The organism is Blastococcus sp. SYSU DS0552 (assembly GCF_054050815.1).
This window is the reverse complement of record NZ_JBJHAB010000011.1, coordinates 113,891-138,328: the sequence shown is the minus strand read 5'-3', so window position 1 is coordinate 138,328 and position 24,438 is coordinate 113,891. Positions and strand designations below refer to the sequence as shown.

The window sequence follows — 24,438 nt, the reverse complement described above, 5'->3', positions numbered from 1 at the left end:
CAACGCCGCCGTCGGAGAACCGCCTGATCGGGGACGGCGGGACGCCGGGATCCGCGCGATCATGGTCGGGTGCCCGAGTTGCCCGAGGTGGAGGCGCTGACGGCGTTCCTGCGCGAGAACGCCGTCGGCCACGTGCTGGCGCGCGCCGACCTCGCCGCCGTCCAGGCGATCAAGACCTTCGACCCGCCGCTGTCCTCCCTGGCCGGGCTGGAGATCACCGGCGCCGCCCGGCACGGCAAGTTCCTCGATCTCGACGTCAGCGGGCTGCACCTGGTCGTCCACCTGGCCCGGGCCGGCTGGCTGCACTGGCGGGAGAGCCTGCCGACGGCACCGCCGAAGCCGGGCAAGGGTCCGCTCGCGCTGCGGGTGCACCTCGATGACGGGAACGGCTTCGACCTCACCGAGCAGGGCACCCGCAAGGGCCTGGCCGTCTACGTCGTCCGGTCACCCGCCGAGGTGCCCGGGGTTGCCCGCCTGGGGCCCGACGCGCTGGAGGTCGACCGGGAGACGTTCGCCCGCCTGATGGCCGGCCGCAGCGGGCAGCTCAAGGGGGCGCTCACCGACCAGACGCTGCTCGCCGGCATCGGCAACGCCTACTCCGACGAGATCCTGCACGCCGCCCGGCTGTCGCCGTTCAAGATGGCCGACAAGCTGAGCGACGACGAACTGGTCCGTCTCTTCGACGCGGTGCGGGGGACGCTGACCGAGGCGCTGGGCCGCCAGGTCGGCCAGCGGGCCGCCACCATGAAGGGCGAGAAGCGCTCCGGGCTGCAGGTGCACGCCCGCACCGGGCTGCCGTGCCCGGTGTGCGGGGACACCGTGCGCGAGGTCAGCTTCGCCGACACCTCGCTGCAGTACTGCCCCACCTGCCAGACCGGCGGCAAGCCGCTCGCCGACCGGCGGATGAGCAAGCTCCTGCGCTGAAGGAGGTCCCTGCCCCGCACGGACGCCGCCGTCGTTCAGCCGGGCAGCGACAGCAGGCGGGTCAGCGCGCGCACGAGAACGCTGCTGCCGACGCCCGCGTCGTCCGGGCGCCCGGCCGATTCGGCAGCCGAACCCACCGCGGACCACCAGTCGCGCAGCGGCGGTGGGGCGAGCACGTCGACGCGCTCCCCGGGCTGCGGGACGACGACCTCGACGCCGCGCGCGCCGGCCGCGGCCAGCAGCCGCTGCACCGGCTCGGCCCACCGGTGGAAGGCCAAGTTGAACGTGGCCCAGTGCACCGGCAGCAGCACCCGCCCACCCAGGTCGCCGTGCGCCCGCACGGCCTCCTCCGGGTCCATGTGGATGGCGTGCCAGGCGTCGTTGTAGGCGCCGATCGGCAGCAGGGTGAGGTCGAAGGGGCCCAGCTGGGCACCGATGGCGGCGAATGCCGGGGTGTAGCCGGTGTCGCCGCCGAAGAAGACGCGGTGCCGGGGGCCGGTGATCGCCCAGGACGCCCACAGCGTGGTGTCGCGGTGGAAGTAGCGCCCCGAGAAGTGCCGGGCCTCGGTGCAGGTGAGCGTCAGGGGACCGATGCGGTGCTCGCCGTCCCAGTCCAGCTCGACGATCCGCTCCTCGGGCACCCCCCACACGCGCAGGTGCTCGCCGATGCCGAGCGGGACCACCCAGGGCGCGCGCTGGGTGCGCAGCAGCGTGCGCACGGTGGGCAGGTCGAGGTGGTCGTAGTGGTCGTGGGAGATGAGCACCGCGTCGACCTGCGGCAGCTCGTCGAGGGCCATGGGCGGCTCGTGCAGCCGCGTCGGCCCGATGATCGGCGACGGCGAGACGCGGTGGCCCCACACCGGGTCCAGCAGCACCCGCCGGCCGTCGATCTCCAGCAGCGCGCTGGCGTGGCCGAACCAGGTGACGGCGAGCTCGGCGGCGTCGGCCGGGAGGTCGGCGTGCGCCAGCGGGATCGGCCCGCCCGGCAGCCCGACGTGCCGCTCCTCGTGCCACTGCCGGAGCAGCCCGTCGCGGGTGTTGGCCGGGGCGAGCGCCGGGGTCGGCATCCGGTTGTGGAACTTGCCGTCGAAGAACTGCGGCGAGCCGGCCACCACGCGGCGCAGCCGGCGGCGGTGCGCCCCGAGCGCGGTCGGCAGCCCCCAGGCGGCGGCGGTCACCCAGCCGACGGGACCGGCGAGCAGGGCGGCGGCGAGAGCGGTACGGCGGAGTGAGCGGGACGGCACGCCCTCCAGCATCCCAGCCGGAGCTCGATCTCCGCTGTGAACCGGGCGACGCCTCCCGCCGGACGAGATCTGCACACCGGCCCCCTTCCCCGCCCGGAAGGGGGCCGGTGTGCAGATCTGGCCGGGCGTCAGCCGGCGATGGCGGCCACCGGGGAGGTCCGGGCCGCCCGGCGGGCCGGCAGCACCGAGGCCACCAGCCCGGCCGCCGTGGCCACCGCCACGATCGCGGCCACCTGGAGCCACGGCATGCTCAGCACCAGCTCGCCGTACGAGCCCAGTACCGAAGCGACGCCGATCAGCCCGTAGGCACTGCCCAGCACCACCCCGAGCACCGCGGCCACTCCCGCCACCAGGGCGGCCTCCCAGGCGAGCAGCCCGCGTAGCTGGCCCCGCGTCAGCCCGAGCGCGCGCAGCAGCCCGTTCTCCTGCCGCCGTTCGACCACCGACAGGGCGAGGGTGTTGCCGACGCCGATCAGCGCGATGACCACCGCCACCCCCAGCAGGCCGGTGACGACGAGCAGCAGCACGTCGAGCACCGAGTCGATCGCGGCGCGCTCGCTGGCCAGGCCGGTGACGAAGGCGAACGGCATCGCCGCGCCCGCCACGTCGGTGACGTCGTCGATCACGTCGGCCTGGTCGGCGTCGTCGGCGAGCCGCAGCCACACGGTGTCGACGGCGGCCTCGGGCGCGAGGCGCTCCAGCTCCGCGGCGTTGAGGGTCGCCAGCTCGACGTCCCCGAACAGGGCGGTCAGCGTCGCCGTCCGGTCACCCGAGGTGAAGGTGACCTCGTCCCCCTCGGCGACGTCCCAGCCCTTCTGGGTCCACCACGGGAGCACGACCTCCCCCGCCTCGGGGATCGGCACGTCACCGGTCGACCGCATGACCGTCGCCGCCGTGGTGGCATCGAGCCCGGCCACGCCGGTCTCCCCGTCGGGCCCTTCGACGAACGCCCCGGTCAGGGACGACGCCGCCACCACTCCGTCGATCGCGGCGAGCTGCCCGGGCAGCGACGACGGCATCGCCTCGCCGCCCTGCACGATCACGTCGGTGGGGTACTGCGCCGCGAGCCCGGCCTGCGCGGTGGCCCGGGTGGACGCCGCGCCGACGACCATGGCGGTGGTCAGGGTGACGCCGATGAGCAGCGCCGTCGCCGTGGCCGCCGTCCGCCGGGGGTTGCGGGTGGCGTTGCCGGCCGCGAGCCGGCCGGGCACGCCACCCAGCCGGGCGGCCAGCCGGCCGACGGCCCCCACGACCGGCGGCAGGACTCGCTGGGCGAGCAGGACGACGCCGAGGAAGCTCAGCGCCCCGCCCGGCAGCGCGATCAGGACGTCGGCGAGGTACACCCCGAGCCCCATGAGCAGCACCCCCGGGACGACCAGCAGCAGCCCGAGCACCAGGCGCAGCACGCCGCCCCGCGACCGCAGCGGCGCCGGGTCGGTCGGGCGGAGGGCGGCCAGCGGCGCGACCTTCGTGGCGCCACGGGCGGGGGCGAGGGCGGCGAGCAGCGTGGTGAGAGTGCCGACGGCGAGACCGGCGACCACCGCGACCAGCGGCACGGAGAGGCCCGAGAGCGGGACGGGGGAGTCGGCGGCCCCGGCGATCGCCGACACCCCGGCGGCCAGGCCGATGCCCGCGAGGACCCCGATGACCGAGGCGGCCAGCCCGGTCAGGACCGCCTCACCGAGGACGCTGCGGCGGACCTGGCGGGCGGTGGCGCCCACGCAGCGCAGCAGCGCGAGCTCGCGGGTGCGCTGGGCCAGCAGGACGGCGAACGTGTTGGCGATGACGAGGCCTGCGACCAGCACCGCGACGGTGGCGAAGACCAGGAGCACCGCGGTGAGCGCCATCGTGTCGCCGGTGAGCGCGGCGGCGGCGTGCTCGGCCTGCTCGGTGCCGGTGCGCGCCACGACCTGCCGGTCGGCGAGCGCGGAGCCGACCTGCTGCACCACCTCCGGAGCCGGCACGCCGTCGGCCCCGGTCACCCGCAGCTCCGTCGGGTCCACCGCACCCCAGCCGCGCAGCTGGTCGGTGGTGCCCCAGATGCGGCCGTAGATGCCGGCCGTGGGGTCGCCGCCCAGGTCCACCACGCCGGTGACCGTGACGGCGGCCTCCCGCTCGGCGCCGTCCGGCGCGAAGTAGGTGACGTCGATCGTGTCGCCGACGGCGGCGCCGGTGCGCTCGCTGACCGCGATCTCGCCGGGCGCGTCGGGCAGCTCGCCGTCGGCCATCGACTGCCAGCGCAGGGCGGGGGCGTCGGCGACCGACTCGGCGAGCAGGTACTGGGCGCCCGTGCGGCCGGGCAGCAAGGCCTGGACGCCGGTCCTCCAGGTGGCGTCGACCGCGGCGACGCCGTCCAGGGCGGCGATGCGGTCCAGCTCGTCGTCGAGGGCGGTGCCGTCCTCGGAGAGGACCACCGCGTCCGTTCCGACGTAGGGGGCGCCCGCGGCCTCCAGCACGGTGGCGCGGGAGGTCTCGTTGAGCACCAGGGTGGCCACGACGAAGCCGACGGCGATGACGATCGCGAGGGTGGAGGCGATCAGCCGGGCGGCGTGCGCCCGGGCGGTGGCGAGGGTGACGCTGCGCATGTCAGGCACCCAGTCCGCGCAGGGCGTCGAGCACCGACTCGGCCGTGGGGTGCAGCAGCTCGCCGGCCAGCCGCCCGTCGGCCAGCAGGACCACGCGGTCGGCGTAGGCGGCCGCGGACGGGTCGTGGGTGACCATGACGACGGTCTGCCCGGTCTCCTTGACGCTGGAGCGGAGCAGCCCGAGCACCTCCGCGCCGCTGCGGGAGTCGAGGTTGCCCGTCGGCTCGTCGGCGAAGACGACGTCCGGGCGGGGGAGCAGGGCGCGGGCGATCGCCACCCGCTGCTGCTGGCCGCCGGAGAGCTCGTGCGGCCGGTGCCCGAGCCGTTCCCGCAGGCCGAGCCGGGCGACGACGTCGTCGAACCACACCGGGTCGGGGCGCTGGCCGGCCAGCTGCATCGGCAGCACGATGTTCTCGCGGGCGGGCAGCACCGGGAGCAGGTTGAACGCCTGGAAGACGAAGCCGATCCGCGAGCGGCGCAGTGCGGTCAGTTCGTCGTCGTGCAGGCTGGTCAGCTCGGTGTCGCCGAGCCAGACCTGCCCCTCGGTGGCGGCGTCCAGCCCTGCCAGGCAGTGCATCAGCGTGGACTTGCCCGAGCCGGACGGGCCCATGATCGCGGTCAACTCCCCGCGGGCGAAGGCGACGTCGACGCCGGCGAGCGCGTGGACCGCGGTCTCCCCGTCGCCGTAGGTCTTGCGCAGGCCGGTGGCGCGGACGGCCGCGGCAGCGAGGGACGCCGGCGGCTCGCCGGGGACGGTCATGACGGGGACTGGCACTTCGGGCCTCCGGGAACGGTGATCATCGACGGTGATCACGCTGCCGCCCGGGGGCCTCTCCCCGCGTCGGAGCAGGGGCCGGTCTACCGCGACCCCGCGGTGGTCCCCCGGGTGGACCGGCCGTCATACCGCGGGTGGACGCGGCCGCTGCCGGGCCTCCCGTCCCTGGCAGGTGGTTCCCCTCGGCACGCTCTGCCTCTGAGTGCAGGGGCACTCAGAGGCAGAGCACCTGGAGTGTTGCCCGGCCGGCTGGTGCCAGCCGGCCAGGTGCGAGCCGGTCGACGCCGGCTCAGGCGTTGCGGAGCAGGTCCGCGGGGGCGACCAGCCCGGAGCGGTAGGCCAGGACGACGGCCTGCACCCGGTCGCGCGACCCCGTCTTGGCCAGCACCCGGCCGACGTGCGTCTTCACCGTCGCCTCGCTGACGAAGAAGTGCGCGGCGATCTCGCTGTTGGTCGCGCCGTAGGCCATCTGCTCCAGCACCTCGCGCTCGCGAGGGGTGAGCTCGGCCAGCGCGGCGTCGTCGCCACCGGTGGGCGCCGCGGTCCCGCCACCGCGCAGCATCGGGGCGACGTGCTGCAGCAGCCGGCGGGTGGAGCTCGCCGCGATCACCGAGTCACCGGCGTGCACGGTGCGGATGGCGTCGAGCATCTCCTCGGGGGCGGCGTCCTTGAGCAGGAAGCCGCTGGCCCCGGCCCCGATCGCGGCCACCACGTACTCGTCGAGGTCGAACGTCGTGAGGACGACGACCCTCGGCGGCTCTGGCAGCGCGGTGACCTGCCGGGTGCCCTCGATCCCGTCGGTGCCCGGCATGCGGATGTCCATGAGGACGACGTCGGCGCGGGTGCGGGTCAGCAGCTCGACCGCCGCTGCGCCGTCCCCGGCCTCCCCGACCACGGTGAGGTCGGGCTGGGACTCGATGACCATGCGGAACCCGGCCCGCACCATCTGCTGGTCGTCCACGAGGACCACCCGGATCGCGCTCATCGGGACGCACGGTAGGGCAGCGCCGCGTGCACGCCGAACCCGCCACCGTGCCGGGGCCCGGCATCCAGGCGCCCGCCGTGCAGCTGGGCGCGCTCGCGCATGCCGCGCAGCCCCTGCCCCTGGCCATCGGAGGTGCCCACCGCGGCCGAGGCCCCCCGGCCGTCGTCGAGCACCGAGAGCTCCAGCGCGTCGGGCCGCCACTGCAGCCGCACCCAGGCGCGACCGGCGGGGCCGGCGTGCTTGAGCACGTTGGTGAGCGACTCCTGCACGATCCGGTAGGCGGCCAGCTGCGGTCCGGCGGGCATCGGCTGCGGCGTCCCTTCCACGATGAGGTCGACGTCCAGGCCGCTGGCCCGCACGTCCTCGACCAGGGCCGGGATCGCGGCGACGTCGGGCTGCGGGGCGTACTCTTCCCCGCCGCCGTCCCGGAGCACCCCGAGCAGCGCCCGCATGTCGGTGAGCGCTTGCCGGCCGGTGGTGGCGATCGCCTCCAGCGCGTCGGTGGCCGCCTGCGGATCGGTCTTCCCGGCGTAGCGGCCGCCGTCGGCCTGCGCGATGACGACCGACAGGGAGTGGGCGACGACGTCGTGCATCTCCCGCGCGATGCGGGCGCGCTCGGCGGTGGCGGCCAGCCGCATCTCCTGGTCGCGCTCCAGCTCGAGCAGCTGCGCCCGCTCCTCGAGCGCGGCCAGCCGCTGGACGCGCGCCCGCCGCAGGTCACCCAGCGCCCAGGCCGCCACGACGGAGACGACGATCGCCCCTGCGGTGAGCAGCGTGGCGTCGAGGTCGACCAGCGAGTAGCCGACCGAGAAGTACCGGGCCGAGGCGAGGACCGCACCGACCAGTCCGATGGCCAGGCCGGCCCGCCCGGCCCAGCGCGGGGCGTAGGCGGCCAGCGAGTAGACCATCACCAGCGCCGCGACGTTGGCCGCCAGGAAGTCGTCGGTGACGACGAGCTCCAGGAGTCCGGCCGCGATGACGACCGCGGCCGCGGGCACCGGGGCGACCCGGCGCCACGCCAGCGGGGCGACCAGGAGCACCCCGAGCACGAACGCACCCGTCTCGGCGGGCCAGTAGCTCCCGGCGAGGGCGGGCAGCGCCACGGTGACGACGCCGACGCAGGCCGCGAGCACGGCGTCGACGGCGAACGTCCGGGTCCGCAGCCGGGCGGCCGGACGCTCGACGACGGCCGACCGCTCCATGACCGGGAGCCTAGGGAGCCCGAGCGCCCGCTTCATCGCCCCCCGGGATGATCTGCGCGTCGTCCGGCAGGCGGATCAGCTCTCCCCGGTCGGGTCCTCGTCGGACTCGGGGACGTCGTCGCTCGACGCAGCCACCACCGCCTCGATGGTGACCTCCTCGCCGTCACCGAAGCTGAAGGTGACCGGGATGGACTGGGAGGAGCGCAGGTCCTGCTCGAGCTCGACGAGCATCACCGAGGGCGCATCGGGTGCGCCGACGTAGAGGTTGTCGTTGCCGGGCACCTCCAGCGTGGCGTTCCCCTCCTCGCCGCTGATCCGCGCCTCGGCGAAGTCCTCGCCGGTGATCTGCTCCAGGGTCACGGGGTCGGCGGACGTGTTCGTGACGGTGAAGGTCAGCGGGGCGTCCTCGCCGGCGCTGTAGACGCCGTCGTCGGGGTAGGGCAGCTGGACATCGGCGAGGGTGATGTCCCCGGTGACGGACTCGTCCGGCCCGGCGTTGCCGCCGTCGACCTCCGTGCCGAACTCCTCCATCGGGTTGGCCGACTCCTCCTCGTCGGCGACCCCGCCGCAGGCGGCCAGGGGCAGGGTGGCCCCGAGGAGCAGGGCGGCGAACGGGTGCGTGCGCGTGCGGCGGGTCATGCTGGTCCTTCCGGGACGGTGGTCGACCGTCCGGGGCTACCCCGGCCGCCCGCCGGCACCGCACCGGTGGGTGGACCGCAACAGAGTTGTCGCATTGGGGAAGCGTGTGGACGACGACGAGGGCCGGCGCGCGGCCGGCGACGACGGCGGCGACCCGGCCTGCTGGCTGCGCCGGGTGTGCCCGGCCTGCGGCGGTCTGGCGGACGAGGACCCGCCGACCGCCTGCCCCCGGTGCGGGGAGTGGCTGCCCGCGGAGTGAGCGGCGTCAGGCGGCCGCGGAGGCCCGCCCGGCCGACCGGAGGTCGCAGAGCGCGTCGCGCAGGGCCAGCCCGAGGTGGTCGGCGGGGAGGTGCAGCTCGTCGCGGCGGTCCAGCGGCAGGCCGGGGAGCCCGGTGCCGGCCAGCAGCGCCAGGTCGGTGTCGAGCGACCGTTGCTCGGCCGCGACGTGCTCGGCGAGCAGTGCGCGGGAGGGCAGGGGCTGCCCCGGCCCGGCGGAGTGCAGCAGCCGGGTGAACACTCGCGTGGAGTCGGCGTCCTCCGGCTGCAGCAGGGTGACCACCGTCGTCGTCGCGCCGGAGTCGAGCTGCTCGCGGCGCACCCGGAGGGCGAACGGTGCCCGGTACGCGTAGGTGACCCGGCGCCGCTGCCGCAGCGGCCGCCCGCCCAGGGCGACCTCGGGGTCCAGCGGGTCGTCGCACCACTGCTCCTGCACGGAGCAGAAGCCACCGGGCTCCCTGACCACCTCGTACGGCGGCACCTCCGGGTGGTCGGCGGCCGCGGACGTGGCCCCGTGCACGAACGGCAGCCGGGCGACGTCGAGCAGCAGGTCGGCGACGACGGCCGCGGGGGCCGCGGTGCGCCGGGGTGCCAGCCAGCGGCTCAGGAAGCGCCGGTCGGCGTGCTCCGGCACGTCCAACGGGACGTCGTCCGGCGCGCACGGGGCGAGCTCGACCACCCCCCGCCGCTCGCGGACCCCGGCGGCGGGCGGATCGGCGCGCAGCCCGTCGCCGTCCCGCCGCAGCGTCCACGTGCGGCCGAGCAGCCGGACCTGCAGCCAGCCACCGGGCCGCAGCTCCCCGGACAGGGCCACCGGGTGCCAGGCCGCGGCGAGTGACGGGTCGAGGTTGCCGAACAGCGGCCCCTGCGGAGCCGGGGCGGGGGGTACCGGCTCGGGCGTGGGCGGCCCGGCAGGGCGAGGCGGCAGTGGGAGCGCGGTGCGGTCGGGGGCCAGCCAGATCCAGCCGTGCCGCTCCTCCACCGCCCAGGGCACCGGCAGGTCCACGCGCGGCGGCGGGACGCCGGCCGGTCCGAGGGAGGGAACGGCCACGCACCGGCCGTCGGCGTCGAACCGCCAGCCGTGGCGCGGGCACTCCAGCCGGCCGTCGGAGACCGTGGCCGCCGCGAGCGGCACGGCCCGGTGCGGGCAGCGGGCCGGGAACGCGCTCACCTCGCCCCCGGGCCGGAGCCTGACCACCACGTACGCCCGCCCGCCGGCGCCCACGGGCACCGGCGTGGTCCCCACGTCGGCGGCGCGGGCCACCGCGAACCATCCCGACGGCAGAGCGCTGATCGCGACCATGAGCCATTGCACCGTCGCCGGATGTTCGCGGCGTTACGGGCGGCGCAACGTTGTGGGTCGGCCGGCCCGGGGCGGCCGGGCGGTCCGGCCCGGGACCGCGGCCGGGTGACCGGTCAGCTCGTCGGGGGAGCGGCCCGTCCGGCCCGGAAGAGGGAGACGGCGGCGGTCCCGGCGAGCACCCCGCCGCCGAGCGTCATGACCAGGCCCGGGCCGGGCGCCCACCCCGCGAAGCCCACCAGGCCTGCCAGGCGCAGCACCTGCCACAGCGGGAGGGCGATGGCCACCACGGCCAGGACCGCCGCGTGCACGGCGGCGAGGGTGGGGGACCGGAGGATCGCCCCGGCGATGCCGAGCGCCGCCGCGTACATCGTCCACAGGCCGGCGCCCCGCACTCCCGCGACGTTGCCCGCGGCGGTGGCGATCCAGGGGAGGAAGGCCCCGAAGAGGACCAGCAGGGCGGCGCCGAGCAGGCGCCTGCTCCCGGGGCTCCGGCGTCCGCCGCGGCGCCCCGACTGCTGTGCACTCATCGCCATGAGGGCAGGACTGTAGGTGGTGCGGCGCCGTCCCGGTAGCCCGTCATCCGCCGGTGCCGCCCCCACGTCCGTCCAGGTCACAGCTTCGTCGCACTGTTTGACCCCACTCGGCTGGTCTGGTTCCCTTTCCGCGCACATGTGATGTAGCACACACGAGCGGATCTCTGGAGGAGCGGGTGGACGCTGCGCAGCGCAAGGAGTATTGGCGGAGGAATCTCCGCCTGATGAGCGTGCTGCTCGTCATCTGGGCACTGGTGTCGTTCGGCGCGGGGATCGTCTTCGTCGAGCCGCTGAACGGCATCGAGATCCTCGGGTTCCCGCTCGGCTTCTGGTTCGCCCAGCAGGGGTCCATCGTCACGTTCGTCGTGCTCATCGCCGTCTACGTCTGGCGGATGGACAAGCTCGACGCCGAGTTCGGCATCGACGAGTACGAGGAAGAGGTCCACCACTCATGAGCGACATCCAGGTGTGGACGCTCGTCTTCGTCATCCTCACGTTCGGCGTCTACATCTACATCGCCTACGCCAGCCGGGTGTCCACCACGTCCGGCTTCTACGTCGCCGGCGGCGGCATCCCGGCTCCGGCCAACGGCGCCGCGATCGCGGCGGACTGGATGAGCGCGGCGTCGTTCATCTCGATGGCCGGCATCATCGCGTTCGCCGGGAACGGCTACGCCGGTTCGGTGTACCTGATGGGGTGGACCGGCGGCTACGTGCTGCTCGCCCTCCTGCTCGCGCCCTACCTCCGCAAGTTCGGCAAGTACACGATCCCCGACTTCGTCGGCGACCGGTACTCCGAGACCGCCCGCCTCGTGGCGGTCGTCGCGGCGATCGTCGTCTCGTTCGTCTACGTCGCCGGGCAGATGGCCGGCGTCGGCCTCGTGTTCCAGCGGTTCCTCGGGGTCGGCACCACGGCCGGCGTCGTCATCGGCATGGTGATCGTCTTCTTCTACGCCGTGCTCGGCGGCATGAAGGGGATCACCTGGACGCAGGTCGCCCAGTACAGCGTCCTGATCGTCGCCTACCTCATCCCGGTGGTGGCGATCTCGGCGCAGTTCACCGGCAACCCGTTCCCGCAGATCGGCTTCGGCCAGATCCTGTCCGAGCTCGACGGCCTCCAGCAGGACCTCGGTTTCGCCGCGTACACCGAGGCGTTCACGCAGACGACCATGCTCAACATGGTGCTGATCACCGCGGCACTGATGTTCGGCACCGCGGGTTTGCCACACGTGATCGTCCGGTTCTACACGGCCAAGAGCGTGCGCGCGGCCCGGTACTCGGCGCTGTGGGCACTGTTCTTCATCGCCCTGCTCTACACCTCGGCCCCGGCGGTCGGCGCCTTCAGCAAGCTCAACTTCATCGAGCAGATCGCCGGCACCGACGTCGACGACACGCCGGGGTGGTTCAACACCTGGGCCGACGTCGGCCTGATCACCGTCGACGACGTCAACGGCAACGGCGTCATCGACTACGGGCCCGAGACCGGCGAGCTGGTGATCAACAACGACATCATCGTGCTCGCGTCGCCGGAGATCGCCGGGCTGCCGGCGCCCGTGGTCGGGCTGGTCGCCGCCGGCGCCCTGGCGGCAGCCCTCTCCACCGCGTCCGGGCTGCTGCTGGTCATCTCGTCCTCGGTGGCCAACGACGTCTACTACAAGCGGATCAACCCGGGCGCCACGGAGGGCCGCCAGCTGCTCGTGGGCCGGATCGCGATGGCGCTGGCCATCCTCGTGGCCGGCTACCTGGGCATCAACCCGCCCGGCTTCGTCGCCCAGGTGGTGGCGCTCGCGTTCGGCCTGGCGTGTGCGAGCTTCTTCCCGATCCTGGTGCTCGGCATCTTCTGGAAGAAGACGACGGCGATGGGCGCCACGGCAGGTCTCGCGGCGGGTCTCGGCACGACCGTCGCCTACATGCTGTGGACGATCGACATCTACGGCAACAGCGAGGGGCTCTTCGGCATCCCGGAGACCGGCTTCGGCACGATCGGCATGATCATCAACTTCGTGGTCACGATCGTCGTCTCGCAGTTCACCCCGAAGCCGTCGCCGGTGATGCAGGAGCTGGTGGAGGAGATCCGCTACCCCGGGAAGAGCCGGCTGGTCGCGGCGCACGCCGAGGGGCACCTCGACGAGGTGATCCACGAGGCCGGGTCGCAGGAGCCGCCGCCGCACGAGCCGCGCTCCCGCTGATCGCTCCACCTCGACGCAGGGACGCCGGCGTCGCCTGCCGGCAGCCCATGGTCGTACCGGAGGCGCGCGCTTCCCCGGACGGGGAGGCGCGCGCCTCGCGCTCCCGGGTCAGGCAGCGGTGGCCGGGGCGGGCTCAGCGGTGAGGACGGCGTCCACGGTGCCGGTGCTCTCCGCGACGGCGAGCGCCACGGGCGCGGCTGCCCGCTCGGGGCGGCGGGCGCGGACGACCCAGCGGGCGACCAGGCCGGTCAGGACGACCAGGCCGGCGACGGCGTGCTGGCCGGGTGCGCTGACCGCGACGGCGATCGCGGCGAGGTACACCAGCGAGAGCAGTACGGCGGGCAGGGGCAGGCGGGGCAGGTGCAGGTGGGGGTGCACGGCGAACCTCCGGGAGGGGCTGGGCCCGCCGGGCCGGCGGCCGCACCCGTCGTGGGTGGGCCGCCGGCACGGCGACGGCGCAGGTGCAGGTGGGGCCAGGGCCTACTTGAGCATGTCCTTGGCCCGCTGCAGCATCGACTGACCCTCCATCTGCGGGGTCGGGAACAGCCGCGGGTCGCCCGGGGGCAGGATCGGCGCGTCGGCGGTCGCCTCGATCGGGGCGGCGGACATCTCGCCGCGACCGTCCACGGCCGGGCCGGAGGCCCAGCGGCCGGCGGCGGCGTCCGGGCCGTCGGAGGCGTCGATGAAGGTGTAGCCGAAGTTGCCCGGCTCCTCCTCGAGCGGGAACGCCTCCGGCACCGGGATGCCCTCGAGGCCGTCCTCCTTGAGCTCCTCGATCGCGGCGAGCCACTGCATCTGGTGCATGTGGTCGCGGGCGATGAGGAAGCGCAGCATGTCCTTGACCCCGGGGTCGTCGGTCATGTTGAAGAGCCGGGCGACCTGCAGCCGGCCCTGCATCTCCGCGGTGGCGTTGTAGTGGAAGTCGGCCATGAGGTTGCCGCTGGCGGTCACGTAGCCGCCGCTCCAGGGCAGGCCCATGGAGTCGCGGTAGTAGGCGCCGCCGCCGTTGACGATGGCGTGCTGCGGGTTGACGTCGCCGTACCCGGCGGCCGCCTCCTTGGTGCGGTCGGCGGAGTCCGGCTTGAGCGGCTGGTGGTCCAGCAGCCGGTCGATCATCGTCACGATCATCTCGACGTGGGCCAGCTCCTCGGTGCCGATGGCCAGGAGCATGTCCTTGTACTTGCCGGGCAGCCGGCAGTTCCAGCCCTGCAGCAGGTACTGGGTGGCGACCGTCATCTCGCCCCACTGGCCGCCGAGGATCTCCTGCATCCGGCGGGCGAACGCGGCGTCGGGGCCGTCGGGCTTGGCCTCGTACTGCAGGGCGTGGGTGTGCGTGAACACGGGCTCTCCTTGCGTCGTCGCTCCACCGCGTTCGCGGTGACGACGAGGTTCTGCCCGCCCCGGGTGGCCCACCGGTGCCGTCCCGTGGCCCCCCGGTGCCAATTGCTCGGTCGTCCTCCGGACGACACCGCGGGCAGGTGCCGTCCCCGACCACGCGGAGCCCTCCGGGCCCCACTCGGCGCGATAGGGCCGCCCGTCCGAGCGGTGTCGTCCGGAGGACGACGACGTGCTCAGCGGTCCGGGAGCCGCACCGTGAGGGTGAAGTCCTCGCCGTCCCGGAACCACAGCACCCGGCCCCCCAGCTCCCCGGCCTGGCGCTGCACCGACCACAGCCCGAGCCCGGTGAGGTCCACCGGCGGCCGGGTCTGCCGCAGGTGCTGGACGATGCGGTCGACGGGGACCCCGGGCTGGGTGAGGGACAGGTCGACCCAGCCGGCGCGGGCGGTCACGCGGAGCCGCACCGGGGCGCCGTCGCCGTGGCGGTGGGCGTTCTCCAGCAGGTTGACCAGGATGCGCTGCACCCGCGCGTCCCCGACGGCGATCTCCCCTGCGTCGTCGTCCACCTCGACCGTGAGCTGGGACCGGGGCAGCCCCGAGGCGGCGACGGAGGCCTGGAGGACGTCGCAGAGCCGGCGGGTGCCGGGCGCCCGCCGGACCGCACCCCCGGTGGCGTCGGCCGTGCGGAGCATCGACGACAGGTGCGCGGTCTGGGCCCGTGCGAGCGCGAGCAGCTCACCGGCCTGGCCGGGGGCCCGGTCCAGCGAGCCCAGCACCGCCTCGAGCGAGGCCAGCGGGCTGCGCATGTCGTGGCAGAGCGCACGGACGACGGCGTCCTCTGGGCTGGGGATCTCCGGATCGGATCCGGGCCTCCGGCGCGGGTGCGGAAGGTGCGCGCGCAGCACGCGGACGAGATCGTTGAGCAGTCCGCGGCTACGCGTCGACGTCTGCGTGTCGGCAGCCAGGGTCACGGGCACCTCCTCGGGGGAGCCGGGCAGTGGCACCGTGGGGCGCACCGACCGTCAGGAGTGATGTGGGGCAGACCGACGACGCGGCCGCTGCTGACCGCAGGCCGCCGGTGGACGTGGTCGTCGTGGACGACCACCCGCTGTTCACGCGTGGGCTGAGCCTGCTGCTGCCGGGGCTCAGCGAAGGCCGGGTCCGGGTGGTGGCGACGACGGACGACGCCTCGGCCGCCGCGGCGCTGGTGCAGCGCCACCACGCCGACGTGGCGATCGTCGACCTGCACATGCCGCCCCCCGGCGGCACCAGGGCGATCGCCGCCATCCGCCGGGCGGACCCGATGGTGCGGGTGGTCGCGCTCTCCGGCCTGGCGGAGGCGGACGCCGCCATCGAGGCGCTGCGGGCCGGCGCGGCGGGCTTCCTGCCGAAGACGGCGGACCCCGAGGCGCTGGTGCGGCCGCTGCTCGCCGTCCTCGACGGGTGGTCGGTCGTGCCGGAGGCGCTGCTGCGCCAGCTGCTGGAGGTCGCTGCGCCGGCCGGGCAGCAGAGCATCGTCGACCAGCTCACCGCCGACGAGCGGCGCCTCTGGCGGCTGATCGCCGACGGCACCAGCACGGTGGACATCGCGACGACGCTGCACGTCTCGGAGCGGACGGCGAAGCGGCTGGTGGCCCACCTGCTGCGCCGGCTCGGCGTGGCGACGCGGGTGGAGGCGGCGGCGCTGGCCGGCCGCGTCGGGCTGGGCGCCGGGGAGCCGGTGCGGCACACCGGTGGCCTCGTCGGCTGAACTCCCCGGGGACGTCATCGCCGGGCCAGCTACCCGGGGGCATGATCGACAACCGCCGGTCTCGGAAGGTTCACCTTCCCTTACCCCGGGCGGCTCACCTGCCGAGCGTGCCGGCCCAGGGCTCGGAGGCGGCCAGCGTGAACGCGGCGACCTCGTCGGCGGCCATGTCCTGCGCGGCGTAGCCGCCGCTGCCCGCGCCCACGCACGCGGTGACCGTGGCCAGTCCCGCGCGCCGCTGGAAGAACGACTGCCGCACCTGCCAGCCGACGACCGCCCGGCGTTCGAGCACCACCTGCTCGCGCACCAGCCAGCCGCTGCGGACGGAGAAGGTCCGGGGCCCGGTCACATGCCCGAGGGAGCGGTACCGGGCGAGCCCGACCGGGACGCCGAGCACGGTGAGGACGACGCCGACGGCGAGCAGCCACCACCAGCCCTGCTCGGCCAGGAGGACACCGCCGCCCGCGGTGACCAGCAGCCCGAACACGACGGCCCGCATCACCCGCCGGCGCCGGGCCGCGGGCGGGTGCGGGGTGAGCTCGCCGGGGACGTCGGTGACCCGCCGGGCCAGCGCCCACGCCTCCGCACGCGGGCCGAGGGGGAGCAGCTGGCCGCGGCCGCTGGCGTCGCCGAGGCCGGTGACCAGCGCGTTGACGCGGGCGATGCGGACCAGCCGCATGCCGAGCCCGTCGGTGACGGTGACGCCGCGGATGCGGTCGACCTCCAGCTCGGTGTGCCGGCGGGTGAGCAGCCCGCGCGAGGCGACCAGCGAGCCGCCGCGGCGGGCCAGCCGGAACCGCCAGTTGACGACGGCGGCGCCGATGACGGACCCGAGCAGCAGCACGAGCACGGCGATGCCGATCCCGGCACCGATCAGCTGGACGTCGGAGAGGTTCGGTTCCTCGAACTCGGGGGTGAGCTGCTCGGGCAGCTCCTCGGCCAGCCGGAACAGGGCGCCGACGGCGGCGAGCGGTACGGCGAGGTAGGTGCCGACCAGGGGGGCGTAGAGCAGCCAGCGGTGGTCGAGGCGGGCGTACTCCTCCTCGGCCGGTTCGGGCGCTGGTGCGCCGTCCGGGGGAGCCGCGGGTGCGGCGGCGGCGCGGTGGGTGAGGACGGCGACGCGCAGCCGGTCGCCCTCGGCGCGCGGGACGCCATCGACGAGCAGCTCCTCGTCGCCGTCGGAGACCGCCCCGGCGGCGGCGTCGATGCGGACGCGCACCAGGCCGAAGAGGCGGTGCAGCGGGGGTGCCTCCACCTCGACGCCGCGGATGCGGTCGTTGGGGACGGTGCGCACCGAGCGGGCCAGCAGCCCGCGGGTGATGACGACCGCGGACGGCCCGTCGGCGTAGCTGAACCGCCACCAGTTGAGGGCGGCGGTGAGGAGCGAGAGGACGGTGACGCCGATGACGAGGGCGACGACGGTGCGCGTCCCGCCGCCGAACCCGGTGGCCGCGACGATCGGGATGACCGCCGGGACGAACTGCCGGGCCTGGCGGAACGTCGCGGTGTGGACGGCGATGACGCGTGGGGAGAGCCGCCGTCCGGGCGCGGTAGGCGGGGCCGGCGGCGGGCCGAGGGGCGGCGGCCAGGGCGGGAGCGGGCCGGCCGGCCGGCGCGGGGGTGGGGGCGCGGGCTGCACGGCGCTCAGGTGGCCTGGTCGCGGACCAGCTCGGCCCGGCGGGCGAGGTCGTCGGCGACGCGCTGGGCGACGTCCTGCTCCAGGTGCCAGATGCGCACGGTGCCCTGGCTGGAGGCGGTGAGCACCGCGACGGTGGCCAGGCCGAACATCTGCTGCAGCACGCCGCGGGTGACGTCGACGGTCTGGATGCGGGAGATCGGCACCAACGTCCAGGTCTGGGTGAGCCAGCCGGTGCGGGTGTAGGCGGCCTCGTTGGTGATCTCCCACCGGTACACGCGGTGCCTGAACCACGGCCGGATGCTCAGGGCGACGACCGCGTAGACGGCGCCCGCCAGCGGGAGCAGTGTGCGCAGCAGGGGTATCGGGTCACCGGCGTCGGCGGGCACGAAGAGCAGGAACGCGCCGATGGCCAGCCACATGAAGGCGGCGCTGATCAGGCCTTCCACCACCCACAGCCCGATCGCCGAGCGCGGCAGCTCCCAGGCGGGCTCGCGCACGGGCGTCGGGCGGGCGGCGCCTGGGGCGGCCCGGTGGCTGGGGGACATCGGGCCCATCCTCCCAGTGCGGCGGGCGCCGGTCGTGCAACCGGTGTTCGTGCCACGATGGAGAGCGTGATGCCGCAGCAGGTTCCGACCGTGCCCGCCTCCGAGCTGCCCGAGGACGCCGTGGTCCTCGACGTCCGGGAGGACGACGAGTGGGTGCACGGCCACATCGAGGGCGCCACGCACATCCCCATGGGCGATGTCCCCTCCCGGCTCGACGAGCTGCCCGAGGGCGACCCGCTCTACGTCACCTGCCGCGGCGGCGGCCGTTCGGCGCGGGTCGCCGCATGGCTGAACGCCAACGGCTTCGACGCGGTGAACGTCGGCGGCGGCATGGGCGAGTGGCAGGCAGCGGGCAAGCCCATGGTGAGCGAGACCGGCGAGGAGCCCTTCGTCCGCTGAGGTCCAGCGCCGGTCGTCTGCGAGGGTTGAGCCGCTCGGGCGGACGTCGAGCCGTGCCGTGGCGCGGCTTCAGGTCAGGTGGCGCGGGTCAACGCGGGAACGGTGACTGCTCTGCGCTCAGGGGGAACGCCAGGACGCGGCGGTCTCCTCGTCGTAGTAGCGGGTGAAGCCGCACAGCCAGGCGATCGGCTCCAGCGGCTCGCCCTCCCAGCGGTCGGCACCGCTGACCAGCAGGCGCGACCCGACCCCGTAGACCGGGCCCGGCGTGCTGCTGCCCGCGGCCGGGTCGTACGGCGCCGGGAGGTCCACGGTCACCGTCTCACCCGAGCCGCCGGAGAACCACTCCTGCACGGCGAAGGTGACCCCGACCAGATCCTCCGGCAGTCCGGCTGAGCCGGGCTGCGTCGTGACGGCGGGCCCGATGCCGACCACGACGCCGGCGAAGGCGAAGTCCAGCCTGCCGACGGCGGCGGGGCTGTACTCGAGCGCGCAGGAGCTCGCCTCCGTGCCGGCGAGCGGCCCGGTGCGCCCGGCCGTCGGGTCCTCGGCGAGCTGCGAGAGCTCGCTGCCGGCCGCCGTCCCGGGCTCGTCCCCGCCGTCGGCCGGAGGCATGCCGGTGCCCGGGTCGGCGTCGGCGGCCTCCGGAGCGTCCTGCCGCGGTTCCTCGGCGACCAGCACCGACGCCGAGCCCGCGGCGTCGTCCTGCCCGCTCGGCAGGTCGACGACGGTGACCACCCCGCCGGCCACCACCGCCACCCCCGCGGCGACCGCGAGCGAGACACCCGCTGCTCGGCGCCGCCGAGCCCGGCGGCCGGCCCGCAGCAGCTGCGCCGTCGGCGGCGGGCCGACGGGCACCCGCTCCGCCACCTCGCCCAGCAACGCCGAGGTCTCCCGATCGGTCACGATGCCCTCCCTCCCCGCAGCTCGGCGACGTCCAGATCGGTCTGCAGCTGGGCCAGCGCACGGGAGAGCCGGCTCTTCACCGTCCCCGGCGCGATCCGCAGCGCGTCGGCGATCTGCTGCTCGCCCAGGTGGGCGTAGAAGCGCAGCACGACGACCTCCCGGTGCGCCGGGCTCAACCGGGAGAGCGCGCGTCGGACGGCGTCGGCGTCGTCCACCTGCGCGGTGCCGTCGTCGGTGGCGACGTCGGGCACCTCCGCGGTCGGCCGCTCGCCCCACCAACGCCGGCGGCGGCTGTCGTGGTGGCAGTTGACCAGCACCCGGTAGACGTAGGCGTCCCGGTTGTCGGCGGTGCCGACCCGGTCCCAGGCGACGTAGCAGCGCACCAGGGCCGTCTGCACCAGGTCCTCGGCCTCCGTGCGGGCGCAGCCGAGCAGCACGGCGGAGCGGACGAGCACCGGCCAGCGCTCGTCCACGTACCGCGTGAACGCCTCGTCCCGCTCCACTCACCCTCCGCCGGATCGCCCTCTGGAGAGGATGACGGGCCGGGGGGTGGGCGCGGTTCCGCCGCGCCCGCCGAATTCGATCATCGGCAGGTGGTCGCCCGACACGCCGGTGCCGGCAACCATCTGCCGATGATCAACCCGCGGAGGGGTCAGCTCTTCACCTGGTACTCCGCGAACCGGCTGCGCAGGTCCTTCTTGGAGAACTTGCCGACGCTGGTCTTGGGCACCTCGTCGATGAACTCCACCGCCTCGGGCATCCACCACTTGGCCACCAGCGGCTTGAGGTGGTCGAGGATCTCCTGCTCCGACGCCTCCTCGCCCTCCTTGAGGACGACGCAGGCCAGCGGGCGCTCGTCCCACTTCGGGTGCGGGATGCCGACGACGGCGGCCTCCTTCACCTTGGGGTGGCTCATGATCGCGTTCTCCAGGTCGACCGAGCTGATCCACTCGCCGCCGGACTTGATCAGGTCCTTGGTGCGGTCGGCGATCCGGATGGAGCCGTACTCGTCCATGGCGGCGACGTCGCCGGTCTTCATCCAGCCGTCGGCGGTGGTGAGCTCCACGCCGGCGTCGGGGTTGTAGTAGTCCTGCGCGCACCACGGCCCGCGCACCTGGAGCTCACCGGTGGCCTTGTCGTCCCACGGCTGCGGCTCGAGGGTGTCGGAGTCGACGATGCGCGCCTCGACGCCCAGGAACGGGATGCCGGCGCGGGCCCGCTGGGCCGCCTTGGTCTCGTCGTCGGCGTCCTCGTAGCGCTTGGGGAGTACGCCCGACGACGCCACCGGGTGGGTCTCGGTCATGCCCCACGCCTGCAGGATCGGGATGCCGACCTGCTCGCGGTAGGCCTCCGACAGCGCCTTCGGCACAGCGGAGCCACCGCAGCCGATGTCGCGCAGCTTGTGCGGCTGCCCGGCCAGGTGCGGGAGCACGCCCTGCCAGATGGTCGGGACGCCGGCGGTGAAGGTGACGCCCTCGTCGACGATCAGCTTCGCCAGCGCCTCGGGCTGCATGAGCGCGCCCGGCATGACCAGCGAGGCGCCGGCGGCGGGGGCGGCCTGGGCGATGCCCCAGGCGTTGGCGTGGAACATCGGCACGACCGGCATCGCGACGTCGCGGATGCCCAGGCCGAAGGCGTTGGGCGCCATCACGCCCATGGTGTGCAGGAACGTCGAGCGGTGCGAGTAGACGACGCCCTTCGGGTTGCCGGTGGTGCCGGACGTGTAGCACATCGAGGCCGCGCGCCACTCGTCCGTGACGCCGAACTCGACCGGCTGCGCGTCGGCCAGGAGCGTCTCGTAGTCGAGGATGCGGGGGTCGTCGGGGATCTCGTTGCCGCCGCCGTCGTCCATGACCACGACCTGCCTGACCGTCTTCATGGTGTCGATCAGCGGCCACAGCAGCGGCAGGACCGTGCGGTCGACGAAGATGACCTCGTCCTCGGCGTGGTTGGCGATGTAGGTGAGCTGCTCGGGGAAGAGCCGCACGTTGAGCGTGTGCAGCACGCGCCCGGTGCACGGCGCGGCGAAGTACAGCTCCAGGTGCCGCTGGCTGTTCCAGCCGAACGTGCCGACCCGCCCGTCGGCGCTGACGCCCAGGGTGTCGAGGACGCCGCCCAGCTTGCGGGTGCGCTGCGCCCACTCCGCGTACGTCGCCCGGGTCACGCCCCCGGGGTTGTTGGTGACGATCGTCCCGTCGCCGTAGTGCTGCTCGACGTGCCGGAAGATCGAGTCGATCGTGAGGGGGTAGTCCTGCATCAAGCCGCGCATGTCCGGATCCTGCCAGTGACCGCGCTCACCTTCCAGCGGTAGGGGTGCGGGCCGCCGGCTCGGTCAGCCGTAGATGTCCCGGAGCTGCTCGGTCAGCACGGTCAACGCCTCCGCCGACGATCGGCCGGTCGACGACTGGGCCGTCGCGGACAGCACCCACACGCCAGCCCCCCGGGCGTCGGGAACGGTGAGTGACCACTGGGCGTCGTAACGCTCGTCCATCCCGGGGCACAGGATGAGCGCCCCGCCGCCGGGGACGTCGGCCGACGGGCAGGGCGTCGCACCCGGGTACTCCGCCTGGCCGCCGCCCATGACGTAGGTGCTCCGCAGCTGCTCGACCGTCGTCCCGTCGCCCAGGAAACCCACGTCGACGAGGTACGCGTAGTCGTAGGGCCCGTCGTAGGACAGCGGCACCGGCACCCAGGTGCAGCCGGACGGGCCGGCCGGCAGGGTGCCGGTCCAGTAGCTGAACTCGTCGTCGAGGGCCTCGCCGAGCCGCGCGGACAGCCGCGGGCAGGTCGCCATGTCCTCCTCGGTGGAGACCCCCGGGTAGGGCTTGCCGGCGGGCAGCCACCGGTCCCACTCGGCAGGGGACCTGAGCACGACCGGCCCGCCCAGCGCGGCGGCGGTGGCCTCGAGCTCGGGCGCGGCAGCGGCCGCAGCCGCCTGGGCAGCGGCCGCAGCCGCACCGGCCTGCGCCTCCTCCGCCGCGCGCTCCGCTGCCGCTCGTTCCGCCTCGGCTTCCGCCGCTGCCGCCCGTTCGGCCTCCGCCGAGGCCAACCGCTCCGCTTCCGAGGTCCGATCGGGGACGACCGTCGCCGGGGCGGGCGCGGCCGGGCCGGCCGGTGCCGACGACAGCGAGCCGACCGTGGCCGGGACGCCGACTGCGATCACGACCATCGCGGCGACCGTCGACAGGGCGCCGGCCCGGGTGCGGCGGCGCTGCCGGTGCCGGGCGACGACGTCGTCGGGCGACACGTGCCCGCCGGCCGCGATGCTGTCGGCGAGCGCGGTCAGCCGCGCGGGCAGGAACTGCTCGACGTCGTTCACGACGACCTCCCGGTCAGCTGCTCGTAGGGGTCCCCGGGTGCGAGCAGCGCCCGGAGCGCGGCGAGCCCGCGGGTGACGTGGTTGTTGACCGTGCTGGTCGAGCACCGCATCAACCGGGCGGTCTCGGCCTCGCTGAGGTCGTCGAAGTACCGGAGGACGACGGCGGTGCGCGCGCGTGGCGAGAGCTGCAGGAGCGCGGCCCGCAGCTCGTCGGCCGCGGCGTGCGCCGCCTGCAGGTCGGTGCCGTCCCCCCGGTCGGGGACCGATTCGATGACCTGCTCGGTGTTGGTGAGCAGCCGGAGCCAGCTCAAGTGGCTGTTGACCAGCATCCGGCGCACGTAGGCCAGCGGGTTGTCGGCCCGCTTCACCTTCGGCCAGGAGGCGAAGGCGCGGGCGAGCGCCGTCTGCACCAGGTCCTCGCCCCGGGCGCGGTCCCCGGTCAGCAGGCAGGCCGTGCGCAGCAGCCCGGGCCCGTGGACGCGGACGAAGTCCGTGAACCCGTCGTCCCTCGGTCGTCCCACGCGCCCACCCTCCGCCGATGCCTCCACCCGGAAGACGTATCGGCCCGGCAGCCGGACCCCAGCGCGGAAGATCTCGGTTCGGTAACGGCCCCGATCAGGCGGTGAGGACGACGGGCAGCGTCTCCAGGCCGCGGATGACGAACTCGGGACGGCGCACCGGCTCACCGCCGAGCTCGAGCACCGACGTCCGGTCCAGCAGTGCGCCGAAGGTGGCCTGCAGCTCGACCCGGGCCAGTGGCGCCCCGATGCAGAAGTGGATGCCCGCGCCGAACGCGATGTGCGGGTTGTCGCTACGGCGGACGTCGAGGGTCTCGGGGTCGGCGAAGACAGCGGGGTCGTGGTTCGCCGCGCCGAGGAGGGCGGCGATCTTCTGCCCCTCGGCCACGGTCACGCCGCCGATCTCCACGTCCGCGGTGGCGGTGCGCTCGAACAGCTGCAGCGGCGGGTCGAAGCGCATGAGCTCCTCCAGCGCCGCGGGGCGCAGACCCGGCTCCGCGCGGAGGGCGGCCAGCTGGTCGGGGTGGCGCAGGAGCGCCAGCATGCCGTTGCCGGTGACGTTCACCGTGGCCTCGTGGCCGGCGTTGAGCAGCAGGATGCAGGTGGTGACCAGCTCGTCCTCGGTCAGCCGGTCGCCGTCGGCGTCCCGGACGGACACCAGGTGGGAGAGCAGGTCCTCGCCGGGGGCGGTACGGCGCTCGGCGGCCAGCTGCCGCAGGTAGGTGACGAAGTCGTCCGCCGCGCGCTCGGCCGCCTCCTCGACGGCTGCCGTGCGCCCGTACTCGTACATCTTCACGATCGCGTTCGACCACGGCCGCAGCAGCGGGCGGTCGGCCTCGGGCACGCCCAGCAGCTCGGCGATCACCGCGACCGGCAGCTGCTCGGCCATGCCGGTGAGCAGGTCGACCGGCGTCGACCCGGCCGAGCGCTCGACCAGCTCGTCGGCCAGCCGGCCGGCCAGCTCCTCCACCCACGGGCGCAGCCGCTCCACGTGCCCGCGGGCGAACGCGCTGGTGATCAGCCGCCGCAGCCGGATGTGGTCCGGCGGCTCCATCTCCAGGATGGCGTTGCGGTGGATGAGGTTGAAGCTCTCGAACCGGTCGGCCGGCTCCTTGTCCGCCCAGATGCGGCCCAGCCGGCGGTCGCGCAGCACGGCGTTGGACTCCGCGTGGGTGAACGCCAACCAGAGTCCCAGCCCCTCGTGCCACTGCACCGGCGCCTGCGCCCGGGCCCGCGCGAACGCCGGGTACGGGTCGGCGACGAACGAGGGGGCGGTGAGGTCGAGCGCGTCGACGGCCGGGGACACGCCGGGAAGCCTAGGAGCCCGCCCGCGGCGTCCGGCAGCCGCGGGCCCGCCGACGAGTGAGACGAACTCG

At 74.7% G+C, this 24,438-nt stretch carries 25 protein-coding genes; 6 read left to right on the top strand and 19 right to left on the bottom strand.

All coding sequences use genetic code 11. The annotated features are described in order from the left end of the window. Positions 1–69: 69 nt before the first annotated feature. Positions 70–924: an Fpg/Nei family DNA glycosylase gene (locus tag ACI8AG_RS13180; protein ID WP_456597397.1), complete on the top strand. Its 855-nt coding sequence runs from the start codon at positions 70–72 to the stop codon at positions 922–924. A 35-nt stretch (positions 925–959) separates the two neighbouring features. Here ACI8AG_RS13180 and ACI8AG_RS13175 read toward each other — a convergent pair whose 3' ends face one another. The 6 genes from ACI8AG_RS13175 to ACI8AG_RS13150 all read right to left on the bottom strand — a co-directional run bounded on the left by ACI8AG_RS13175 (position 960) and on the right by ACI8AG_RS13150 (position 8,354). Beyond that, on the bottom strand, positions 960–2,168 hold the full coding sequence (locus ACI8AG_RS13175; RefSeq protein WP_456597396.1) for an MBL fold metallo-hydrolase: 1,209 nt from the start codon (positions 2,166–2,168) through the stop codon (positions 960–962). Positions 2,169–2,296: 128 nt separating this feature from the next. Next, positions 2,297–4,753: an ABC transporter permease gene (locus ACI8AG_RS13170; RefSeq protein WP_456597395.1), complete on the bottom strand. Its 2,457-nt coding sequence runs from the start codon at positions 4,751–4,753 to the stop codon at positions 2,297–2,299. 1 nt (position 4,754) lies between these two features. Then, positions 4,755–5,528, bottom strand: coding sequence for an ABC transporter ATP-binding protein (locus ACI8AG_RS13165; protein WP_456590240.1), 774 nt, complete (start codon positions 5,526–5,528; stop codon positions 4,755–4,757). Positions 5,529–5,817: 289 nt separating this feature from the next. Then, on the bottom strand, positions 5,818–6,513 hold the full coding sequence (locus ACI8AG_RS13160; protein ID WP_456590241.1) for a response regulator: 696 nt from the start codon (positions 6,511–6,513) through the stop codon (positions 5,818–5,820). Next, a complete protein-coding gene (locus ACI8AG_RS13155) occupies positions 6,510–7,715 on the bottom strand; it encodes a sensor histidine kinase (protein ID WP_456597394.1) in 1,206 nt (401 codons plus the stop codon). Before ACI8AG_RS13155 ends, ACI8AG_RS13160 begins: the two co-directional genes overlap by 4 nt. Positions 7,716–7,790: 75 nt before the next feature. Beyond that, complete coding sequence (locus tag ACI8AG_RS13150; RefSeq protein WP_456597393.1) at positions 7,791–8,354, bottom strand: hypothetical protein; 564 nt, start codon at positions 8,352–8,354, stop codon at positions 7,791–7,793. A 94-nt stretch (positions 8,355–8,448) separates the two neighbouring features. On the opposite strand from ACI8AG_RS13150, the gene ACI8AG_RS13145 reads away from it, so the two are divergent. After that, positions 8,449–8,613: a hypothetical protein gene (locus tag ACI8AG_RS13145; RefSeq protein WP_456590244.1), complete on the top strand. Its 165-nt coding sequence runs from the start codon at positions 8,449–8,451 to the stop codon at positions 8,611–8,613. Between the two features lie 6 nt (positions 8,614–8,619). Here ACI8AG_RS13145 and ACI8AG_RS13140 read toward each other — a convergent pair whose 3' ends face one another. Together ACI8AG_RS13140 and ACI8AG_RS13135 are read right to left on the bottom strand one after the other, a co-directional pair. Next, on the bottom strand, positions 8,620–9,933 hold the full coding sequence (locus ACI8AG_RS13140; protein WP_456597392.1) for a Rieske 2Fe-2S domain-containing protein: 1,314 nt from the start codon (positions 9,931–9,933) through the stop codon (positions 8,620–8,622). 113 nt (positions 9,934–10,046) lie between these two features. Continuing rightward, positions 10,047–10,460, bottom strand: coding sequence for a hypothetical protein (locus tag ACI8AG_RS13135; protein ID WP_456590246.1), 414 nt, complete (start codon positions 10,458–10,460; stop codon positions 10,047–10,049). A 182-nt stretch (positions 10,461–10,642) separates the two neighbouring features. Here ACI8AG_RS13135 and ACI8AG_RS13130 point away from each other — a divergent pair, with 182 nt between their 5' ends. Both ACI8AG_RS13130 and ACI8AG_RS13125 read left to right on the top strand, forming a co-directional pair. Further along, entirely contained in the window at positions 10,643–10,921 is a 279-nt protein-coding gene (locus tag ACI8AG_RS13130) for a DUF4212 domain-containing protein (RefSeq protein WP_456590247.1), read from the top strand. Continuing rightward, the gene (locus ACI8AG_RS13125; RefSeq protein ID WP_456590248.1) at positions 10,918–12,654 is read left to right on the top strand and encodes a sodium:solute symporter family protein; all 1,737 of its coding nucleotides are present in this window, start codon (positions 10,918–10,920) and stop codon (positions 12,652–12,654) included. The genes ACI8AG_RS13130 and ACI8AG_RS13125 overlap by 4 nt, the downstream gene beginning before the upstream one ends. A 108-nt stretch (positions 12,655–12,762) precedes the next feature. On the opposite strand, the gene ACI8AG_RS13120 is transcribed toward ACI8AG_RS13125, so the two are convergent. From ACI8AG_RS13120 to ACI8AG_RS13110, 3 genes are all read right to left on the bottom strand, one after another. Beyond that, positions 12,763–13,032, bottom strand: coding sequence for a hypothetical protein (locus ACI8AG_RS13120; protein WP_456590249.1), 270 nt, complete (start codon positions 13,030–13,032; stop codon positions 12,763–12,765). A gap of 102 nt (positions 13,033–13,134) precedes the next feature. Next, positions 13,135–13,995 carry a manganese catalase family protein gene (locus tag ACI8AG_RS13115; RefSeq protein ID WP_456590250.1) on the bottom strand — a complete coding sequence of 287 codons (861 nt, stop codon included), beginning with the start codon at positions 13,993–13,995 and terminating at the stop codon, positions 13,135–13,137. 230 nt (positions 13,996–14,225) lie between these two features. Further along, positions 14,226–14,963 carry a sensor histidine kinase gene (locus ACI8AG_RS13110; protein WP_456597391.1) on the bottom strand — a complete coding sequence of 246 codons (738 nt, stop codon included), beginning with the start codon at positions 14,961–14,963 and terminating at the stop codon, positions 14,226–14,228. A gap of 62 nt (positions 14,964–15,025) precedes the next feature. On the opposite strand from ACI8AG_RS13110, the gene ACI8AG_RS13105 reads away from it, so the two are divergent. After that, positions 15,026–15,742, top strand: a complete 717-nt coding sequence (locus ACI8AG_RS13105) for a response regulator (protein ID WP_456597390.1) — start codon at positions 15,026–15,028, stop codon at positions 15,740–15,742. Positions 15,743–15,836: 94 nt separating this feature from the next. Here the strand turns inward: ACI8AG_RS13105 and ACI8AG_RS13100 are convergent, their stop codons facing one another. After that, positions 15,837–17,378 carry a PH domain-containing protein gene (locus tag ACI8AG_RS13100; RefSeq protein WP_456597389.1) on the bottom strand — a complete coding sequence of 514 codons (1,542 nt, stop codon included), beginning with the start codon at positions 17,376–17,378 and terminating at the stop codon, positions 15,837–15,839. A gap of 5 nt (positions 17,379–17,383) precedes the next feature. Then, positions 17,384–17,923, bottom strand: a complete 540-nt coding sequence (locus ACI8AG_RS13095) for a PH domain-containing protein (protein ID WP_456597388.1) — start codon at positions 17,921–17,923, stop codon at positions 17,384–17,386. Between the two features lie 69 nt (positions 17,924–17,992). On the opposite strand from ACI8AG_RS13095, the gene ACI8AG_RS13090 reads away from it, so the two are divergent. Then, the gene (locus tag ACI8AG_RS13090) at positions 17,993–18,322 is read left to right on the top strand and encodes a rhodanese-like domain-containing protein (RefSeq protein ID WP_456597387.1); all 330 of its coding nucleotides are present in this window, start codon (positions 17,993–17,995) and stop codon (positions 18,320–18,322) included. Positions 18,323–18,439: 117 nt separating this feature from the next. On the opposite strand, the gene ACI8AG_RS13085 is transcribed toward ACI8AG_RS13090, so the two are convergent. The 6 genes from ACI8AG_RS13085 to ACI8AG_RS13060 form a co-directional block, all read right to left on the bottom strand. Next, positions 18,440–19,225: a hypothetical protein gene (locus ACI8AG_RS13085; RefSeq protein ID WP_456597386.1), complete on the bottom strand. Its 786-nt coding sequence runs from the start codon at positions 19,223–19,225 to the stop codon at positions 18,440–18,442. Next, positions 19,222–19,728, bottom strand: a complete 507-nt coding sequence (locus ACI8AG_RS13080) for a SigE family RNA polymerase sigma factor (protein WP_456590257.1) — start codon at positions 19,726–19,728, stop codon at positions 19,222–19,224. The genes ACI8AG_RS13085 and ACI8AG_RS13080 overlap by 4 nt, the downstream gene beginning before the upstream one ends. Positions 19,729–19,877: 149 nt before the next feature. Further along, positions 19,878–21,494, bottom strand: coding sequence for a long-chain fatty acid--CoA ligase (locus ACI8AG_RS13075; RefSeq protein WP_456590258.1), 1,617 nt, complete (start codon positions 21,492–21,494; stop codon positions 19,878–19,880). A 63-nt stretch (positions 21,495–21,557) separates the two neighbouring features. Further along, positions 21,558–22,544, bottom strand: coding sequence for a hypothetical protein (locus ACI8AG_RS13070; protein ID WP_456597385.1), 987 nt, complete (start codon positions 22,542–22,544; stop codon positions 21,558–21,560). Continuing rightward, positions 22,541–23,065 carry a SigE family RNA polymerase sigma factor gene (locus ACI8AG_RS13065; RefSeq protein WP_456597384.1) on the bottom strand — a complete coding sequence of 175 codons (525 nt, stop codon included), beginning with the start codon at positions 23,063–23,065 and terminating at the stop codon, positions 22,541–22,543. Before ACI8AG_RS13065 ends, ACI8AG_RS13070 begins: the two co-directional genes overlap by 4 nt. Before the next feature lie 94 nt (positions 23,066–23,159). After that, on the bottom strand, positions 23,160–24,368 hold the full coding sequence (locus tag ACI8AG_RS13060) for a cytochrome P450 (RefSeq protein WP_456597383.1): 1,209 nt from the start codon (positions 24,366–24,368) through the stop codon (positions 23,160–23,162). Between the last annotated feature and the right edge of the window lie 70 nt (positions 24,369–24,438).

Coding starts and splice junctions, on each gene's coding strand:
- ACI8AG_RS13170 (WP_456597395.1), bottom strand. CDS start 4,753: ATGCGCAGCGTCACCCTCGCCACCGCCCGGGCGCACGCCGCCCGGCTG.
- ACI8AG_RS13160 (WP_456590241.1), bottom strand. CDS start 6,513: ATGAGCGCGATCCGGGTGGTCCTCGTGGACGACCAGCAGATGGTGCGG.
- ACI8AG_RS13155 (WP_456597394.1), bottom strand. CDS start 7,715: ATGGAGCGGTCGGCCGTCGTCGAGCGTCCGGCCGCCCGGCTGCGGACC.
- ACI8AG_RS13150 (WP_456597393.1), bottom strand. CDS start 8,354: ATGACCCGCCGCACGCGCACGCACCCGTTCGCCGCCCTGCTCCTCGGG.
- ACI8AG_RS13140 (WP_456597392.1), bottom strand. CDS start 9,933: ATGGTCGCGATCAGCGCTCTGCCGTCGGGATGGTTCGCGGTGGCCCGC.
- ACI8AG_RS13135 (WP_456590246.1), bottom strand. CDS start 10,460: ATGAGTGCACAGCAGTCGGGGCGCCGCGGCGGACGCCGGAGCCCCGGG.
- ACI8AG_RS13125 (WP_456590248.1), top strand. CDS start 10,918: ATGAGCGACATCCAGGTGTGGACGCTCGTCTTCGTCATCCTCACGTTC.
- ACI8AG_RS13095 (WP_456597388.1), bottom strand. CDS start 17,923: ATGTCCCCCAGCCACCGGGCCGCCCCAGGCGCCGCCCGCCCGACGCCC.
- ACI8AG_RS13090 (WP_456597387.1), top strand. CDS start 17,993: ATGCCGCAGCAGGTTCCGACCGTGCCCGCCTCCGAGCTGCCCGAGGAC.
- ACI8AG_RS13075 (WP_456590258.1), bottom strand. CDS start 21,494: ATGCGCGGCTTGATGCAGGACTACCCCCTCACGATCGACTCGATCTTC.